20 protein-coding genes are annotated in these 15871 nt (G+C 41.9%); 13 read left to right on the top strand and 7 right to left on the bottom strand.

Going from position 1 to position 15871, the window contains the following annotated elements; translation table 11 throughout:
* Positions 1-89: 89 nt before the first annotated feature.
* On the bottom strand, positions 90-908 hold the full coding sequence (gene pdxK, locus ACIQXU_RS15245) for a pyridoxine/pyridoxal/pyridoxamine kinase (protein WP_402870188.1): 819 nt from the start codon (positions 906-908) through the stop codon (positions 90-92).
* A 436-nt stretch (positions 909-1344) separates the two neighbouring features.
* Between pdxK and mobA the strand changes: the two genes are divergently transcribed.
* From mobA to ACIQXU_RS15225, 4 genes are read left to right on the top strand one after another with little or no spacing between them, the layout of a single operon-like run.
* Positions 1345-1974 (top strand): molybdenum cofactor guanylyltransferase, encoded by a 630-nt coding sequence (gene mobA, locus ACIQXU_RS15240; RefSeq protein WP_402990539.1) that lies wholly within the window; start codon positions 1345-1347, stop codon positions 1972-1974.
* Positions 1971-2435 carry a molybdenum cofactor biosynthesis protein MoaE gene (locus ACIQXU_RS15235; protein WP_402870194.1) on the top strand — a complete coding sequence of 155 codons (465 nt, stop codon included), beginning with the start codon at positions 1971-1973 and terminating at the stop codon, positions 2433-2435. The genes mobA and ACIQXU_RS15235 overlap by 4 nt, the downstream gene beginning before the upstream one ends.
* On the top strand, positions 2428-2661 hold the full coding sequence (gene moaD / locus ACIQXU_RS15230; protein WP_402870199.1) for a molybdopterin converting factor subunit 1: 234 nt from the start codon (positions 2428-2430) through the stop codon (positions 2659-2661). Before ACIQXU_RS15235 ends, moaD begins: the two co-directional genes overlap by 8 nt.
* A gap of 20 nt (positions 2662-2681) precedes the next feature.
* Entirely contained in the window at positions 2682-3701 is a 1020-nt protein-coding gene (locus ACIQXU_RS15225) for a MoeB/ThiF family adenylyltransferase (protein WP_402870201.1), read from the top strand.
* A gap of 81 nt (positions 3702-3782) precedes the next feature.
* Here ACIQXU_RS15225 and ACIQXU_RS15220 read toward each other — a convergent pair whose 3' ends face one another.
* Positions 3783-4130: a YflT domain-containing protein gene (locus ACIQXU_RS15220; RefSeq protein WP_402870203.1), complete on the bottom strand. Its 348-nt coding sequence runs from the start codon at positions 4128-4130 to the stop codon at positions 3783-3785.
* A gap of 135 nt (positions 4131-4265) precedes the next feature.
* Positions 4266-5699 (bottom strand): phospholipase D family protein, encoded by a 1434-nt coding sequence (locus ACIQXU_RS15215; RefSeq protein ID WP_402990536.1) that lies wholly within the window; start codon positions 5697-5699, stop codon positions 4266-4268.
* 129 nt (positions 5700-5828) lie between these two features.
* Between ACIQXU_RS15215 and ACIQXU_RS15210 the strand changes: the two genes are divergently transcribed.
* The 3 genes from ACIQXU_RS15210 (at position 5829) to ACIQXU_RS15200 (ending at position 7424) form a co-directional block, all read left to right on the top strand.
* A complete protein-coding gene (locus ACIQXU_RS15210) occupies positions 5829-6527 on the top strand; it encodes a uracil-DNA glycosylase (RefSeq protein WP_402990533.1) in 699 nt (232 codons plus the stop codon).
* A 219-nt stretch (positions 6528-6746) separates the two neighbouring features.
* A complete protein-coding gene (locus tag ACIQXU_RS15205; RefSeq protein WP_402870211.1) occupies positions 6747-7028 on the top strand; it encodes a YwdI family protein in 282 nt (93 codons plus the stop codon).
* A 27-nt stretch (positions 7029-7055) separates the two neighbouring features.
* Complete coding sequence (locus ACIQXU_RS15200; protein ID WP_402870213.1) at positions 7056-7424, top strand: DUF423 domain-containing protein; 369 nt, start codon at positions 7056-7058, stop codon at positions 7422-7424.
* Positions 7425-7528: 104 nt separating this feature from the next.
* On the opposite strand, the gene gerQ is transcribed toward ACIQXU_RS15200, so the two are convergent.
* A complete protein-coding gene (gerQ, locus tag ACIQXU_RS15195; RefSeq protein ID WP_402870216.1) occupies positions 7529-8035 on the bottom strand; it encodes a spore coat protein GerQ in 507 nt (168 codons plus the stop codon).
* Positions 8036-8372: 337 nt separating this feature from the next.
* Positions 8373-9122, bottom strand: a complete 750-nt coding sequence (gene hemQ, locus ACIQXU_RS15190) for a hydrogen peroxide-dependent heme synthase (protein WP_402990530.1) — start codon at positions 9120-9122, stop codon at positions 8373-8375.
* 255 nt (positions 9123-9377) lie between these two features.
* On the opposite strand from hemQ, the gene pta reads away from it, so the two are divergent.
* Together pta and lipL are read left to right on the top strand one after the other, a co-directional pair.
* Positions 9378-10364 carry a phosphate acetyltransferase gene (gene pta, locus ACIQXU_RS15185; protein ID WP_402870221.1) on the top strand — a complete coding sequence of 329 codons (987 nt, stop codon included), beginning with the start codon at positions 9378-9380 and terminating at the stop codon, positions 10362-10364.
* 33 nt (positions 10365-10397) lie between these two features.
* On the top strand, positions 10398-11249 hold the full coding sequence (gene lipL / locus ACIQXU_RS15180; RefSeq protein WP_402990527.1) for an octanoyl-[GcvH]:protein N-octanoyltransferase: 852 nt from the start codon (positions 10398-10400) through the stop codon (positions 11247-11249).
* Between the two features lie 211 nt (positions 11250-11460).
* On the opposite strand, the gene ACIQXU_RS15175 is transcribed toward lipL, so the two are convergent.
* Positions 11461-12219: an RsfA family transcriptional regulator gene (locus ACIQXU_RS15175; RefSeq protein WP_402990524.1), complete on the bottom strand. Its 759-nt coding sequence runs from the start codon at positions 12217-12219 to the stop codon at positions 11461-11463.
* A 328-nt stretch (positions 12220-12547) separates the two neighbouring features.
* On the opposite strand from ACIQXU_RS15175, the gene ACIQXU_RS15170 reads away from it, so the two are divergent.
* From ACIQXU_RS15170 to ACIQXU_RS15160, 3 genes are all read left to right on the top strand, one after another.
* The gene (locus ACIQXU_RS15170; RefSeq protein WP_402870227.1) at positions 12548-12769 is read left to right on the top strand and encodes a YuzB family protein; all 222 of its coding nucleotides are present in this window, start codon (positions 12548-12550) and stop codon (positions 12767-12769) included.
* Positions 12770-12997: 228 nt separating this feature from the next.
* Complete coding sequence (locus ACIQXU_RS15165; protein WP_402990521.1) at positions 12998-14305, top strand: HD domain-containing protein; 1308 nt, start codon at positions 12998-13000, stop codon at positions 14303-14305.
* Between the two features lie 32 nt (positions 14306-14337).
* On the top strand, positions 14338-14847 hold the full coding sequence (locus tag ACIQXU_RS15160; protein WP_402870231.1) for a YwgA family protein: 510 nt from the start codon (positions 14338-14340) through the stop codon (positions 14845-14847).
* 29 nt (positions 14848-14876) lie between these two features.
* Here the strand turns inward: ACIQXU_RS15160 and ACIQXU_RS15155 are convergent, their stop codons facing one another.
* Positions 14877-15062: a 2-hydroxymuconate tautomerase gene (locus tag ACIQXU_RS15155; protein WP_402870233.1), complete on the bottom strand. Its 186-nt coding sequence runs from the start codon at positions 15060-15062 to the stop codon at positions 14877-14879.
* A 138-nt stretch (positions 15063-15200) separates the two neighbouring features.
* Between ACIQXU_RS15155 and ACIQXU_RS15150 the strand changes: the two genes are divergently transcribed.
* Positions 15201-15869: a site-2 protease family protein gene (locus ACIQXU_RS15150; RefSeq protein WP_402870235.1), complete on the top strand. Its 669-nt coding sequence runs from the start codon at positions 15201-15203 to the stop codon at positions 15867-15869.
* The last annotated feature ends 2 nt before the right edge of the window (positions 15870-15871 follow it).

The following is a 15871-nucleotide window of genomic DNA, read 5'->3' as shown; positions in this document are numbered from 1 at the left end:
TTCCATCTTTCTATTTTACTAAAGTTAAGCGGAAAAAGCGAAGAGGGCCGCTCGAGTATTTGAGCAACCCTCTTAATTAATAGTATTTTTTATTTTTTAGGCGTCCCATATTTATGGTATGCACCATGATTGACCGGACCTACATAATCATTCATTTTCCAAGAATGACGGACGGCTTCGGTAATGAAGTCTTTTGCGACATAAATGGCTTCACGAGGGCTCTTTCCTTCAGCTAACTGTGCCGTAATTGCAGCTGAAGATGAGCAGCCGGCCCCGTGTGTATTGGTCGTTTCGATTTTTTCGGATTCCAGGATTTCAAACTCTTTTCCATCGTATAAAAGGTCGATGGCTTTGTCATGATCCAGCTTATTACCACCTTTGATCAGAACATATTTGGCACCAAGGGCATGGATTTTCTCGGCAGCCTTTTTCATATCATCAATCGTTTTGATCGGGGCAGTCCCAGCCAATTGTGCAGCCTCGAAAAGGTTTGGAGTAACGACTGTTGCACGTGGAACAAGCAACTCACGAAGTGCGACAGCAGTTTCCGGATGTAAAACTTCATCTTCCCCTTTACATACCATAACCGGGTCGATTACGACCTTATCCAGTTTCAATTCGTCTATTTTACGAGCAACAAGCTCAATGATTTCAACAGAACCAAGCATGCCTGTTTTCATGGCATCTATCCCGATAGAAAGAATCGTTTCTAATTGGGCTTCTAAAATTTCGACCGGTGTAGGGAAAACATTGTGAGACCAACCGTTTTTAGGATCCATGGTGACAATTGTCGTTAAAGCGGACATTCCGTAAATCCCGAATTCTTGAAATGTCTTTAAATCAGCTTGAAGACCTGCACCGCCGCTGGAATCTGAACCAGCAACAGTCATAGCTCTATTCATGGTCATTATGTGACCTCCTCAGGAGTATTGAATGATATGGATATTATCAGTGTACCGTAATATCTTATTTTTAGAATATACCAAAATTTATATTATGTAAAACTAAGAAGATATCTGGAAATACAGGCTTTAAAATGGGGCGGGACATGACATAGAATGAACAAATCTCATCTGGTAATTTTTATGGGAGTACAGCCAAATTTTGTATTGAAATGGTGAATTATTCAATGAAAAAGGGATATAATGCGTAAAATCCATTTGAAAATGTAAAACACCGGAGAAATATGCTATATTCAATCTTTTGATAAGGGTGTGAAAGTGTTAATATTTTAAAAGTTGATTTAAACTATTGAGGTACGACCGAATTCGTTTAAAAAGGACTTATTCATTATAACGTTTCCAAATGGTAAAGGGTTCAATCAAATAATAGGAGGTGTTTCAGTTGAATTGTACGATCTTGCTTTTAGCCGGTGGCCAATCAAGCCGAATGGGTATGAATAAAGCCTTGCTGAAAATAGGCGAGGCGGTGAACATCCAAAGAGTGGCGAACGTCTTTAAAAAGGTTACGGAAAACATCCTGGTTGTTACGAATTCACCTGAAGAATATCACTTTCTTGAATTACCTTTCATTCCTGATATATATATAGGTCAAGGTCCGCTTGGAGGACTCCATGCTGGAATGTCCTCTTCCGAAACAGAGCTGCAGGTCCTTAGTGCCTGTGATATGCCTTTTGTAAATGATCAGGCGGTCAATGAAATGCTTTCATTTTATGAATCGGATTTTGATGCCATCATTCCGGAAATCAATGGAACACTTCAGCCGCTCTTTGCGGTCTATCACAAAAGGTGCCTACCCTTGTTAACGGAATGTCTGGAGAAGAAGGAATTGAAAATGAAGCTTTTTCTAGAAAAGATCAGGGTGAAAGTCATCAAGGAAACCGACTTTTCGTTATATCATGAAGACCCTGAGCGTTTCCGTCTTCTCTTTTTTAATATGAATACAATGGAAGATTATGAAGAAGCAAAACATATATACCAAACTGAAATTGTCAGAAAGGAAGGTACCCCATGAATTTTGAAATTTCGAAGGAACCGATCGTCATTCAAGAAGTGGTAGATAAAGTAGTTAAGCGGGATGCAGGTGCAGTCACGACCTTCATTGGTACAGTTAGGGAAATGACGAAGGGGAAGAAGACTCTATTCTTAATATATGAGGCTTATGAACCGATGGCGGTCAAGAAGTTAGAACAAATCGGGATGGAGATTAAGGAGCGCTGGCCTGACGCAGAAACGGCGATCACTCACCGGGTCGGTCAATTGGAAATTACGGATATTGCGGTGGTCATCGCTGTAAGTACACCACATCGTAACGACGCGTATGAAGCTAATCGATATGCCATAGAAAGAATAAAGGAAATCGTTCCGATTTGGAAAAAGGAACATTGGGAAGATGGGGAGACATGGGTTGGCAATCAACTAGAAACCGTACCTTATCCTAATGGAAAGCCAGAAGAGGGGGATCTCGATGATTAAAGTACTTTTGTTTGCTCAACTAAAAGATGAAATGGGAAAAGAGACTATTTCTATAGAAGGAAATGGGTTGAGCGTGGCTCAGCTAAAGGAAAAGATTAGGGCCGAGTTCCATTTGGAAGGTCTGGATACGGTAATGACAGCGGTCAATGAAGAGTTTGCCGGAGACGAAGTGATAGTGGCTGATGGAGATACCATCGCCTTCATACCACCTGTCAGCGGAGGCTAATTAGATAGGGGGGAATCATAGTGAATGAGCGATATTCAAGACAAACCTTGTTTTCTCCGATCGGTGAAGGAGGACAGGCCCACATTCGTCAAAAGCATGTCTTGCTTCTGGGAGCTGGAGCGCTTGGTTCCGCTAATGCAGAAGCCTTGACTCGTGCAGGTGTGGGAAAGTTGACCATTGTGGACCGGGATTACGTCGAGTCCAGTAATTTACAACGTCAACAGTTATATACGGAACAGGATGTCGAGGATAAACTGCCAAAGGCCGAAGCGGCAAAGCGGCACTTGCATGCTATTAATCACGAAGTAGATGTAGCGGCGGTCATCATGGATGCCACTGCACGCACGCTTGAACCATTATTGGGTCATGTGGATTTGATAATAGATGCTACAGATAACTTCGAGACTCGGATGATAATCAATGATTTATCACAAAAGCTTCAAATACCTTGGATATATGGGGCATGCGTAGGCAGTGTTGGCATGACCATGACGATTCTTCCAGATAAAACACCGTGTATGAACTGCCTGATGAAAACCATTCCGGTACAAGGGATGACCTGTGATACCGGTGGAATCATCTCTCCAGCCGTAACCATGGTAGTGGCTCATCAAACGGCTGAAGCCTTGAAGATTTTAGTCGAAGATTGGGAAGCAGTTCGACCAACGCTTGTTACATTCGATTTATGGCGAAACCAATATCAAACGATTAAATTAACGAAAGCAAAGAGAACGGACTGTCTTTCATGTGGGGAGCAACGGACGTATCCGTTTTTAAATGCGGATAATATGACCAAAACCGCTGTCCTTTGTGGAAGGGATACGGTACAGGTCAGGCCATCAAAGCCATTGAAACTCCAACTAGAGAAGCTGGCCAAAGATTTAAAGGGAAGTGACTATTTAGTCAAGGTTAATCCTTTCCTTCTTTCTTGTGAAAAAGACGGGGAGCGTATGGTCATTTTTCAGGATGGCCGAGCGTTAATTCATGGCACGAAGGATATGGTCCATGCAAAGGCGTTGTATCAAAGAATTCTTGGATAACACAAAAAATGAGGCTCCCGAATGGGGCCTCATTTTATATAGGATGTGATATAGGGTAAATGGGTAATGGGTTAACGGGAATTAATGAGTAACTCCGTCTTTGTTGTCTTGTTTGGATGCAATGATGACGACTTTTCCTTCATCTAACACTTCTTCATAACGTTCCGCTTCTGTTTTGGTAAGTCCAAGATTGCTCATTCGGTTACGTAGTTCGTCCCCACGTGATTTGAAGAGGTTTCCAACTGTATCGAGGAAACCTTGTTCCTTCATGCCGACATCTTCAGTATTTGTATTTTCGGTAAGGTGCTTAGAGCGATCCTTATCGTGAGCAAATAAATATACATCATCCTTCGTATAGCCGGTTGTAACTAACTCATCGATTTTTTCCTTAGCTTGTAAACCGTTTTCTACAACATGTACTTGATACATATAAACTCCTCCTTCAATTTTAGTGTAAGACTTTCTTAAATTGGGTAAATGGAATCTTGCATATCTCAGCTTGTTATTAGCTATAGTAGTATATAACCTTATTTAGCCATTGCTAAACATTTACCTTATTAATTATTAATAGGTGGTGAAACGGAACAGCTTTTGCAATCGATAGGTAACATATTTTAAGAACGGTAATTTATCCTGGTATTCGATATAGTCTGAAGTATATTCGCCCTTTTCATTTTTCCAAAGCCGCTGGAAATAGTCATCCACTTCCTGTGCGACTTCGGTGTCTTTAGGGGCATGGATTTCAACATTGGCTTCTAGATTATAATCGTCTAGGTTTCGGGCTGTGTAATTGGCTGATCCTCCAATTATGACGGTTTCCTCTTCTTTTTGAATCGTCATCAGTTTCGTATGGAACTGTTCTTTATCGGTTTTGTACCAACGTATGTTGATATTCCCTTCATCTAGCTTTTCGAATTCGGCTGCAACCGGCAGATTGGGAAGCCCCATTTTTTGACTGCCAAATGCATTTTGATTCGGGTCCAATATCATGTGGATCCGGACACCTCTCCTGGCCGCATCGGTCAATGCCTCGACGACGTGTCGGTCAGCGATATAGAACATGGCGAGCTGGATTCGATCGCCTTTCTTTGTTTCCCTAATGGCTTTTAGGACATGTTTGTTGATTTTTCCTTCCGTCAATAATTGAACGGAAATGGGGCCATTTTCTTCCGCTGTTCCTTTAACTTCAGGAAATGCCTTCGGACCGTCAGAGAACCTCGATGCGGCTTCTTCCGCTTTGACGAAATCACTGATGATGTTGCCATCCATCTGGAAAGCAATATTGGAATGGAACCCACTTGCATCGTGAGGATTTGCGGATGAGATGATGGCTGTCTTTTCAGTAGCTACCACTTTTCTGTGATTGGCTTTGATATTCATTAATCGAAGATAAGACCGTGCCGTGACCTTTGGGGCATTATTAGCCATGGGATTGACAATCCAGCCTTTCCCGCTTTCCCCAAACCATTGGAAAAATGTTCGATATAGTCCGGAATAGAGTGGATTGGGATCCCGGAGTCGGTCCAAGTTGGTTACGACCACTTCGATGTCATTTTGTTTCAGCTTTTCTAACTCGTCTAATTCGTATGCATTATAGGAGGTGTTCACTTCATCGGTAATGAACATAACCTCAAGTTCAGGTTTCTTCTTCTTTTGGGCTATCAGTTTATCTGTTAAAGTCTTGCTTAATTTAGGGAAGTCTACTTTCTCATCATAGAAACTATTAAACAAGAACATATCAATTACGATAAAAGAATCGGCCTCTTCAATTGCATGATAGATGGTCTGGAAGATTCGCTGTTCATGCTGTACCTTTCCTTGTTCATCATGATAAGAGAGATCATAAATGAAATCGATATCCTCGACATGATGTATCTCCCCCTCGTAGGATATTCCTTTGGGCAGGGGTTTATAGCTGTTATAGACAATGACCGCGATGACAACAAGGAGCATACTAACAAGCAAATAAAATCGTTTGCGTTTATACCATTTTTTCATAGAAAATCCTCCATCTTACTTAAATTGCTTGCTAACTATCTATTTCCCCTTTTTAGGGGTATATAGAAACATGAATCAGAAAATGAGTTTGATATAATAATTGGAAAAGCGAGAAAGGGGCTAGTAAAGATGACAAAGCCGATTTTAACGAATGACTGGTGGCCTCTATTGAAAGAGGAATTTAAAAAGCCATATTATCAGGATTTAAAAGAATTCATCACACGAGAATACAATCAGCATGCCATACATCCGAGTCCGGAAGATATTTTTAATGCGCTTCACTGTACACCGTATGAAAAGGTAAAGGTCGTCATTCTTGGCCAGGACCCTTATCATGGACAGGGTCAGGCCCATGGTCTTAGCTTCTCGGTAAAGCCTGACGTCCGCATCCCGCCTTCTTTACGAAATATCTTTAAAGAACTGAAAAGTGATATGGGCTGTGAGGTTCCTGACAATGGTTACCTAGGCGAATGGGCGGAACAAGGTGTGCTTCTCCTCAATACCGTTCTAACAGTACGTGAAGGGGAGGCACATTCCCACAGGGGCAAAGGGTGGGAGACCTTCACGAATCAGATCATCCAGCTGTTGAATGAGAGGGAGACACCGGTGATTTTCATCCTTTGGGGAAAGCCAGCTCAAACAAAACTGCGTTGGATAGATGAAAAGCGCCACCCAATCATTACTTCCGTCCACCCGAGTCCGCTGTCTGCTAGCCGTGGTTTCTTTGGCAGTAAGCCATTCTCCAAAACCAATGAACTTCTTATGGAAATGGGATTGGCTCCTATCAACTGGCAAATATCGAACCGCAAAGGGGGCATGATAAATTGAAACGAGTAAATTGCATGGCCTGCAAGCATTTTTATGTGACGTGGGATCCTAAATTCCCCAAAGGTTGCCGCGCCTTTCAATTTAAAACATCCAATCTGCCATCCCTTGATGTGTATCGCTCCTCGGGTGAGCCTTGTTTGAAGTTTGAATCCAAAGCCAATTGAAAAGTAAGTTTTCTTCCCCCTTAATGTTTGCTATGCTAGGTAGGGAAGTTAGGAAATGTATGCAGACGAGGTGGTAAATGTGGATATCTCATCCAAACAGATGCTGGATAAAATGGAAGAGCTTGTGACAAAAGCTAAACTGGCGAATTCAGAGACTAAGTTGCAAGGGTATGTAGTTGCCATTCAGGCACTTTGTGAAGTGATGGTGGATGAAAAATCGGAAAATAACAAAATAATGAAGCCCATTACATTCACACAACCTGTTATGTCGAACATACCGAATGCAGAACCGGTTAAAATGGATGAAGCCAATGGGGATTCCTTATTTGATTTTTAAATAAAAAGTAAGAGAGGCGGAGCAATCGTGAAATTATTTATCATCTTAGGAGCGTTGAATGCATTCATAGCCGTGGCACTAGGAGCATTTGGCGCACATGGACTAGAAGGGAAAATACCTGATAAATATTTAGCAACCTGGAATACGGCTGTAGATTATCAAATGTTCCATGCGGCAGGCTTGTTGGTTATCGGTTTGTTGGCGGGGAAAATTACGAGCCCACTCATCAATTGGTCGGGTTGGATGATGTTCATCGGCATTATCATATTTTCCGGTAGCCTTTTCGTTCTGAGTGTCACTCAAATCAAAGTGTTGGGTGCCATCACACCAATCGGTGGCGTTTCATTTTTAGCAGCTTGGATCTTGATGATCATTGCTGCCTATAAGTATTTATGAAAAAATCCAGCTGGCCGCATTCAGGGGTCAGCTCTTGTTTTTTGCATGATGAAAACGAACAGCCTCAGGATTTCTGAGGCTGTTCGTTTTCACATAGTCACTTTCTATCTAGGAGAGTATGTGGTAAGTCCAGCTCCTCCGAATGGATAGTCATACTCAATTTCTTCATCAAAGGTAATGTAATCTAAGAATACCATTGGTATCAAATAACGTTTTCCGGTCTGTGGGTCACTGATGATTAGATGATCGCGTCCGGCCGCTTCGATGATCCCCTTGAAGATTTTTGCATTCCATTCTTTATTGTTTTCAAATGTGGTATAAACGGTGGCCAGTTTCCCTTTATTCAAGCGTAATATGTTCTCTATATAAGATTGTTCGACTGGAAGCATGCCCGGTACTTGTGGACCGGTGGTGGGAGCGTTCATCGGCGTAGGGATTTGCTGCTGGGTACCGCCTGTAGTGGGCATCTGTGGTTGATAAGCAGGCTGCTGCTGGTAGCCTTGTTGCTGCTGGTATTGACCCTGCTGCTGTCTTTGGGATGGGTCACTTTCATATGGGTTATAAGAGTTTCCTCCATAAGGATAATTGCCATAAGGATTATTTTGTGACATTGCATTCCCTCCTGAAATTCTAGGTTATTTCGGTTCTTGAACAGCTGAACATCCGAGTGTCTTGGCTGGAAGAAACAGTGCGATTTATAGCAGCCGGAGTGGGACGGTTTACATGGATAATCTAGGGCAGACCCGGACACGGCCCAAAAAACCACAATGAATGTTACACATGCCATTGAACTACTGCATGTATGGCAGTCTGAAGCTGAATGAGACTGTGAAAAAAATTAGCATCACTAAAGAAAATGTATGGGACGATTCTGGATTTTATGTCATGGTAGTGGAAATAAAAAGGGGATGAAAAAGAAAAGCTCCCGGGATGCCGGAAGCCTTTGTCTTATACATATAAGAAAGTTGGTATGTTATCTTCTGGAAGTATGTTGCCGACGAAGAATGAACCAAATGCAGCATAACGGGCGCTGACTTCATCGAAACGCATTTCATAAATCAACTTTTTGAATTGAAGAACATCATCCGCAAATAGGGTAACGCCCCATTCGTAATCGTCAAAACCGACAGAACCGGAAATGATTTGTTTCACTTTACCGGCATAGCTGCGGCCGATCAAGCCATGCGAACGCATCAAGTTTTTACGTTCTTCCATGGAAAGCATATACCAGTTGTCTTCTCCTTCACGGCGCTTGTCCATCGGATAGAAACATACATGCTTCGCCTGAGGAAGGATTGGATAAAGTCTTGAACGTACATGAGGATTTTGATATGGGTCCTCACCGTCTCCACCTGCTAGATAATTGCTTAATTCCACTACAGAAACGTAAGAATAAGCTGGAATCGTATATTCGGCAAGTTTCGTTTTATTGAATTCATTTTCAATGGCATTCAATTCTTCCATTGTCGGACGGGCAAACATAAGCATGAAGTCGGCTTTTTGTCCTACGATGGAATAAAGGGCATGACTGCCTTCATTGTTACTTTGGGTCGTATTCCATTTATCCAATAAACCTTGGAATTCCGAGATGGCTAATTGACGTTCGTCACTTGACAACGTTTTCCAAGAGGCCCAATCAATCAGGCGGAAATCATGTAGACAATACCATCCATCAAGAGTTTGTGCTGCTTCACTCATTACGATCACTCCTATGTCTTAATATAACTTTAATATAACATAGTTTCAGTATAAGGAAATTTATATCAGGCCGCAAATGTCTGCAGTCATTCTTCTTTGTTCAAGGAATGTTCATATGTACGATTTTACGAAGAAGACCAATGATTCTGGAATTTAAATAGCGGCTAGAGTATTCTTAGAAGAAGAGCATGAAGTTTACGAAGTGGGTAATATAGGAATGAATAGAAGGTACATACATTCAAGGAGGATGAGCTTGTGAGCGATTTATTTGAAATTTTAGAATCGAAGATAACAGGGAATAATCTAAAAATCGTTTTTCCAGAAGGGCTGGATGGACGCGTTTTGGGAGCAGCGGGAAGGCTTGCTAAAGCGAAATTATTAACACCTGTATTAATTGGCGATATCGGCAAAATTCAAGAGAAAGCCAAAGACCTCAAAATTTCTCTGGATGCCATTGAAATTTACGATCCGAAAAACTACATCATGATGGATGAGATGGTTGAAGCTTTTGTTGAGGTTAGGAACGGAAAAGCCTCCGTTGAGCAAGCCCGTGAAATCCTCTTGGATGAGAATTACTTTGGAACGATGCTCGTTCATATGAAACAGGCGCATGGAATGGTGAGTGGGGCAGCCCATTCAACGGCTGATACAGTCCGACCGGCATTACAAATCATTAAAACAAAGCCAGGTGTTCAAAAAACCTCGGGAGTCTTTATCATGGTCCGTGAAGAGGAAAAGTACGTATTCGCGGATTGTGCCATCAATATTAACCCGGATTCCCGTGATTTGGCTGAAATCGCATTGGAAAGTGCCAAGACGGCCCTGACATTCGATATCGAACCAAGAGTCGCGATGCTGAGTTTTTCTACGAAGGGATCGGCCCATTCACCAGAAACGGAAAAGGTCGTTCAAGCCGTCGCCTTGGCAAAAGAAATGGATCCACACCTTCTCCTGGATGGAGAATTTCAATTCGATGCGGCGTTCGTTCCTTCGGTTGCTAGGCAAAAGGCACCGGATTCTCTCATTCAAGGAGATGCCAATGTCTTTATATTTCCGAGTCTTGAAGCCGGTAATATTAGTTATAAGATGGTTCAGCGTCTGGGTGGTTTCGAAGCGGTGGGTCCAATCCTACAAGGACTTAACCGTCCAGTGAATGATCTTTCCCGTGGCTGCAGCGAAGAGGATGTATATAAATTGGCACTCATCACAGCCGCACAAGGATTCGTTGCGCAATACCAGTAATGACGTGAATGATATTGATAGAGGGAGATTTCTATGAGTGAAACAGATTCATTATTAAGGCAGCAAGAATGGCGGATAATTGACCAGTCATCGGTTGGTCCCCAGTTTCCAGCCCTAGAATCCTTCGCGATGGATGATACATTATGTGCCTCCGTAGGTTCCGGCCGCTCGACGGCCGTAGCCAGGGCTTGGGTGCATCATCAAACCATCGTACTTGGTATTCAGGATACGAAACTTCCTTTTCTTAAAGAGGGAATTAATTATTTGGATAAGCACGATTTCAAGGCGATTGTACGGAACTCAGGAGGGTTGGCCGTCGTGTTAGATGAAGGAGTCCTGAATGTATCACTCGTTTTCCCTGAAAGCGAACGGAAAATCGAAATAAACCGTGGATATGATGCCATGTGGGAACTGATTAGACGTATGTTCAGCGATTTCCCGGTTAGCATCGAAGCAAAAGAAATCGTGGGCTCCTATTGTCCAGGGAGCTATGACTTAAGTATCGATGGCAGGAAATTTGCCGGTATATCGCAACGCCGGATCCGCAATGGTGTGGCTGTACAAATATACATATGCGTCAATGGAAGTGGTGCACAAAGGGCCGAACTTGTGAAAGGTTTCTATCAGACCGCCAAAAAGCAGGTCGAAACGAAATTCACTTATCCGGATATCACTCCTTCCGTAATGGCCTCGCTTACTGAGTTATTGGGGGTTAAGTTAACTGTCCAAGATGTTATGCTCAGATTCCTGAACGTATTGAAGGAGCATAGTGGGAAGATATTTTCCGATTCCCTTTCGGCACAAGAGTGGCCTTTATATGAAGGGTACTTAACAAGAGTGGTAGAACGTAATAACAAAGTCTTCGATGCATTGGAAGATAAATAAATGGTAAAAAGCTGTTCCTGAAGGAAGGGACAGCTTTTTCGGTGTTGCTTCCGAGTATAGTATTCACTGAAACTGAAAAAGAAACTTTTAGTAAGAAGATACCAGGCTAATATATGAAAAAAGAGCCCTTTCCAGACTCATTTTTCGGAAAATGTATAGGGAATGGCTATTTGTCATGTGGTTGACCTGATAAAAGGCCCCCGCATTATCTTTATTCAGCCATTTTCTCCAGATTTCCATTTCGGTCCATCTTGAATTTTGTGGCCGGGCGCTCTTCCTCCTCTAATAGGACTAGCTTCCTGGCACGATTCATGATATTCATCAATGTTTCGTAATCTTCCTGCATCAAGCCGCTATTTTGTTCAAGGTGGGATACTTTATTTTGAAGTTCTTCATTCCGTCCTTTTAACTCTTTTATTTCTAACTTCAAGCGTTCATTTTCAGTTTGTAATGTTTCGGCTTGTAGCAATCGCCCATTCATGGACTCCAAATAAGCGATAACCATATCCAGGCCCATTGCCGGCGTGCTGGTAGGCATGTTTGTGTTCCTTTGTTGTGTCGGAACGAACGCTTCATCAGAAAATTCCTCTGCGGTTTCATAATTAGTAGATTCTATTACTGCCGTATCAGTCTCTGATTCCACGTCCTCTTCTTGCAGGAGAGGAGCCATGATATCAGAAATCATTGGGGATGGCGGTGTATAGAGCAGACGTTTTTTTCCTCCCTGATCTTTTCCGAGAATCCGTTGTCTCTGTTTTCTTTGTTTTTTTGCTAGAGACAGCGCCTTATCATAATTATGGCGGACAACTGCATTCCAGCGAAATCCACAAGCTGCGGATGTGCGGTTCAATTTGTCACCGACCTCTTCGAATGCGTTCAGTTGCGTGCTGCCTTCACGTACATGCCGTAATACCGTTTCTGCTAACAGTAAATCATCCTCTTCTGTCCAGGCATCTTGACGAACCTTCATTTCTACATACTCCCTTTCTGGTAACTTTTTAAAATGATCATTATATGAATATCTTGTAACAATGATTGATTAGGTGTTCTACTAGTATTTTGGACAAGATATGGATTTTTTATACAAAAAGGTTAAAAGGATACTAGTTTTTTGTGAGGGAAGGAAGAATAAGTTGAATTGACTTGGTACTTCCCCTATTTGGGGCATCCACTTATGACAAAGCATCTTTTCTCCTTCCATTCCGTCTCTTGATATTCATAGATAGAAACGGTAAAATACCTTTTAGTCACGTAAATAGAACGAAAATCATTTGTTATAGAAAGGATGCTTACCGAGGATGTCCAATGAATTCAGAGTGTGTGATGACTGCCTGGCAGTAAACGTCAAAACATTAATTCCACGGCTGGAAAAGCTTGATCCTGACGCGAAAATTGAAATTGGCTGCCAATCCTATTGTGGTCCGGGCAGGAAAAAATCCTTCGCTTTTGTCAATAACCGCCCAGTTGCGGCCCCGACAGAAGACGAGTTACTAGAGAAAATAGATAAGAAGCTAAAGTAGCTTTATGTATAAATAATTCAGCAGTTTTGAAACGTGAAACATGCGACTCGTCACCCAGATTCAATAAACTGTGGTGATTTTTTAATTCCGTTATTTTCTCTATCAAAATCCATAAAAACTCCTGATTTCATATAAAATCAACAGGCTTTCTATCATGGGTCGAGTTAGGATATTCTATAAAGACAAGCTATAATAAAAGCAATGAGATTATGAAAATGAGGGTAGTCCATGGAATATTCTGGCGAAAAATTACAAGAAGAAAAAGTATTTAAAGACCCAGTACACCGGTATATACACGTTCGGGACCGGGTTATTTGGGATTTGATCGGCACGAAAGAATTCCAGCGTCTTCGCAGAATCAAGCAACTAGGAACGACCTATCTTACCTTTCATGGTGCAGAACATAGTAGGTTTAGCCATTCGCTTGGGGTATATGAGATTGTCCGAAGAATTGTCGATGATGTCTTTGAAGGGAGACCGGAATGGAAACCGGAGGAAAGGCTGCTTTCGCTGTGTGCGGCCTTGCTACATGATTTAGGACATGGCCCATTCTCTCACTCTTTTGAAAAGGTTTTTGATTTGGACCATGAACAGTTCACTCAACAGATCATTATCGGTCATACGGAAGTGAATGAAATCCTTCTCAAAGTTGGACCCGATTTTCCTAAAAAAGTAGCGGAGGTCATTGCCAAAACGTATAAAGGCAAATTAGTAGTCAGCTTGATTTCTAGTCAAATTGATGCCGATAGGATGGATTATCTGCAACGGGACGCTTATTTCACTGGAGTAAGCTACGGCCATTTTGATATGGAGCGGCTATTACGGGTGATGCGGCCGCGTGAGGAGCATGCTGTCATTAAGCAAAGTGGGATGCACGCGGTGGAAGACTATATTATGAGTCGATACCAAATGTATTGGCAGGTCTACTTCCACCCGGTTACACGGAGTGCCGAGGTCATCCTAACGAAAATTTTGCATAGGGCAAAGTATTTATTCGAAACCAACTACCAATTTGCCCAAGAACCCCGTCACTTTTATTCAATGTTCAAGGGCAATGTCACGTTAGAAGATTACTTGAAAATGGATGAATCCGTGATGCTCTACTATTTCGAGGCTTGGGAAGAAGAAGAGGATCCAATCTTAAGGGATTTATGTATCCGTTTCGTGAATCGAAAACTCTTTAAATATGTTGAGTTTCATCCTTCGAATAGCCAAATGAATAAACTAATGGAATTAAGGGCGCTATTCATTGAGGCGGGAATCGATCCTGATTATTATTTAGTCGTCGATTCCTCCTCGGACCTGCCCTATGATTTTTATCGTCCAGGCGAAGAAGAAGAGCGGTTGCCAATCCATTTGCTGCAAACGAATGGCGAACTTCGGGAATTGTCGCGTGAATCCGAAATAGTGGATGCCATTTCAGGAAAAAGACGAACGGATCATAAGTTGTACTTCCCGGCAGATTTACTGCGCGATGAATCAACGAATAAAGATATAAAAAAACAAATCCGTCAGCTATTGGAGCTGTCGATTTAAAGCGGTACATTTTGGGTGAGGAGTGACGAGCCTTGTTTAAGGATCATGCAAACATTATCAATGCCATTTCAACTGCAGGTGAAATTTCAGGTCGAAAAAAGCTGCAAAAAATTGTTTATATAGCGAAGAAGTTATCCTTTCCTTTTCATGAAAAATTTCAATTTCACTTTTACGGACCGTACTCGGAGGAATTGACTTTACGAATAGAGGAACTTTGCGCAATGGGGTACCTGAATGAAGTGAAGGAGAAAAAGGCGGGCTATTATCAATACTGCTATTCCATTACGGAGGCGGGAAAAGACTTCTTGTCGATACAGGAAGTTGATATGCCTTCTCTTGATACATGCTTATTGGATATGAATGAACAAAATGCCCGGTTTTTGGAACTTGTTTCAACGGTCCTTTACTTTGATACGTTGGAAAAGGAAGAGGTCATTGAAAAAATCTTCACGCTGAAAAGCAAGCAAAAATATACGCTTGAAGAAATAGATGATGCATATGAATATATAGAGAAGCTACAAGGAAAAGCTAAGCCGAATTGATGGCTTAGCTTTTACGATTATGAACCCTTTTATTGGTCGCTTTTACGAACGCCGGCAACGGCTAAGTGGTTTTTAGCCATTTCTTCGATGAAAATCGTTACAGCTTCGGCTGGTGCACCGGTTGTTTCTGAAACAGCTGCTGTTACTTTTTCTACCAATGCTTTTTTTTGCTCCTCGGTACGGCCTTCAAGCATCTTGACTGTTACATATGGCATTTTCATATTCCCCCATTCTTTTTAATAGATGTAGTGTTTCACATTAGGGAAATATTTGCAAGATACTGAAATCAGAGTTTTTTCACATCTTGAAATTTTCATGTATACTAACGGTAATAAACATTGGGGGAGAAGCTATTGGATCAATTAGGACAGTTTTTGGCTTATAGTTTGGATAGGCTTCCTTACGTGATTGTCGTTCTTTTGATCGCGTTTACGGTTCATGAATTTTCCCATGCCTATGTGGCCTATAAATTTGGGGATCCGACAGCTAAGAATCAAGGAAGGGTCACCTTGAATCCCATACAGCATTTGGATCCAATCGGTACGCTCCTGATTTTGATTGTAGGATTTGGTTGGGCAAGGCCTGTCCCTGTCAATCGGTTTCATTTTAAGAATCCAAGACTGGCTGGCATACTGGTTTCCTTTGCAGGTCCGCTCAGCAATCTTCTTGTGGCGACGATAGGCTATTTAATCTGGTACGGGTTACTCGCTTCAGGGTTGGGACCTTACGACATGCCATTCTTCGTGGAACCTTTCTTTACGATGTTGATTCACTTAAATATCGTACTGTTCGTATTCAATTTGATACCACTGCCACCTCTTGATGGGTATCGGATCGTAGAAGATTTGGTTTCGGTGGAAATGCGTGCGAAAATGACTCAGTATGAGCAATACGGATCCTTGATTTTCCTGATTTTAGTCATCACACCGTTGGGTAAATATACAATCAGTCCGATTATGAATGAACTTGTACCATTCGTTCGTGACAATCTCGGACACACTTTAAGTCTTTTGTTTTTTTAATA

Source organism: Peribacillus sp. NPDC097284 (assembly GCF_044761765.1).
Classification (GTDB): Bacteria; Bacillota; Bacilli; order Bacillales; family DSM-1321; genus Peribacillus.
The sequence above is the reverse complement of the archived record's forward strand: the minus strand, read 5'-3'. Positions and strand labels throughout refer to the sequence as shown.

Bases quoted from the DNA above. Each gene is read 5' to 3' on its own strand.
- ACIQXU_RS15210 (WP_402990533.1), top strand. From the start codon at position 5,829: ATGACAAAGCCGATTTTAACGAATGACTGGTGGCCTCTATTGAAAGAG.
- pdxK (WP_402870188.1), bottom strand. From the start codon at position 908: ATGACCATGAATAGAGCTATGACTGTTGCTGGTTCAGATTCCAGCGGC.
- ACIQXU_RS15235 (WP_402870194.1), top strand. From the start codon at position 1,971: ATGAATTTTGAAATTTCGAAGGAACCGATCGTCATTCAAGAAGTGGTA.
- ACIQXU_RS15175 (WP_402990524.1), bottom strand. From the start codon at position 12,219: ATGAAGGTTCGTCAAGATGCCTGGACAGAAGAGGATGATTTACTGTTA.
- gerQ (WP_402870216.1), bottom strand. From the start codon at position 8,035: ATGTCACAAAATAATCCTTATGGCAATTATCCTTATGGAGGAAACTCT.
- lipL (WP_402990527.1), top strand. From the start codon at position 10,398: ATGAGTGAAACAGATTCATTATTAAGGCAGCAAGAATGGCGGATAATT.
- ACIQXU_RS15170 (WP_402870227.1), top strand. From the start codon at position 12,548: ATGTCCAATGAATTCAGAGTGTGTGATGACTGCCTGGCAGTAAACGTC.
- ACIQXU_RS15215 (WP_402990536.1), bottom strand. From the start codon at position 5,699: ATGAAAAAATGGTATAAACGCAAACGATTTTATTTGCTTGTTAGTATG.
- moaD (WP_402870199.1), top strand. From the start codon at position 2,428: ATGATTAAAGTACTTTTGTTTGCTCAACTAAAAGATGAAATGGGAAAA.
- ACIQXU_RS15155 (WP_402870233.1), bottom strand. From the start codon at position 15,062: ATGCCATATGTAACAGTCAAGATGCTTGAAGGCCGTACCGAGGAGCAA.
- ACIQXU_RS15220 (WP_402870203.1), bottom strand. From the start codon at position 4,130: ATGTATCAAGTACATGTTGTAGAAAACGGTTTACAAGCTAAGGAAAAA.
- hemQ (WP_402990530.1), bottom strand. From the start codon at position 9,122: ATGAGTGAAGCAGCACAAACTCTTGATGGATGGTATTGTCTACATGAT.
- ACIQXU_RS15205 (WP_402870211.1), top strand. From the start codon at position 6,747: ATGTATGCAGACGAGGTGGTAAATGTGGATATCTCATCCAAACAGATG.
- ACIQXU_RS15165 (WP_402990521.1), top strand. From the start codon at position 12,998: ATGGAATATTCTGGCGAAAAATTACAAGAAGAAAAAGTATTTAAAGAC.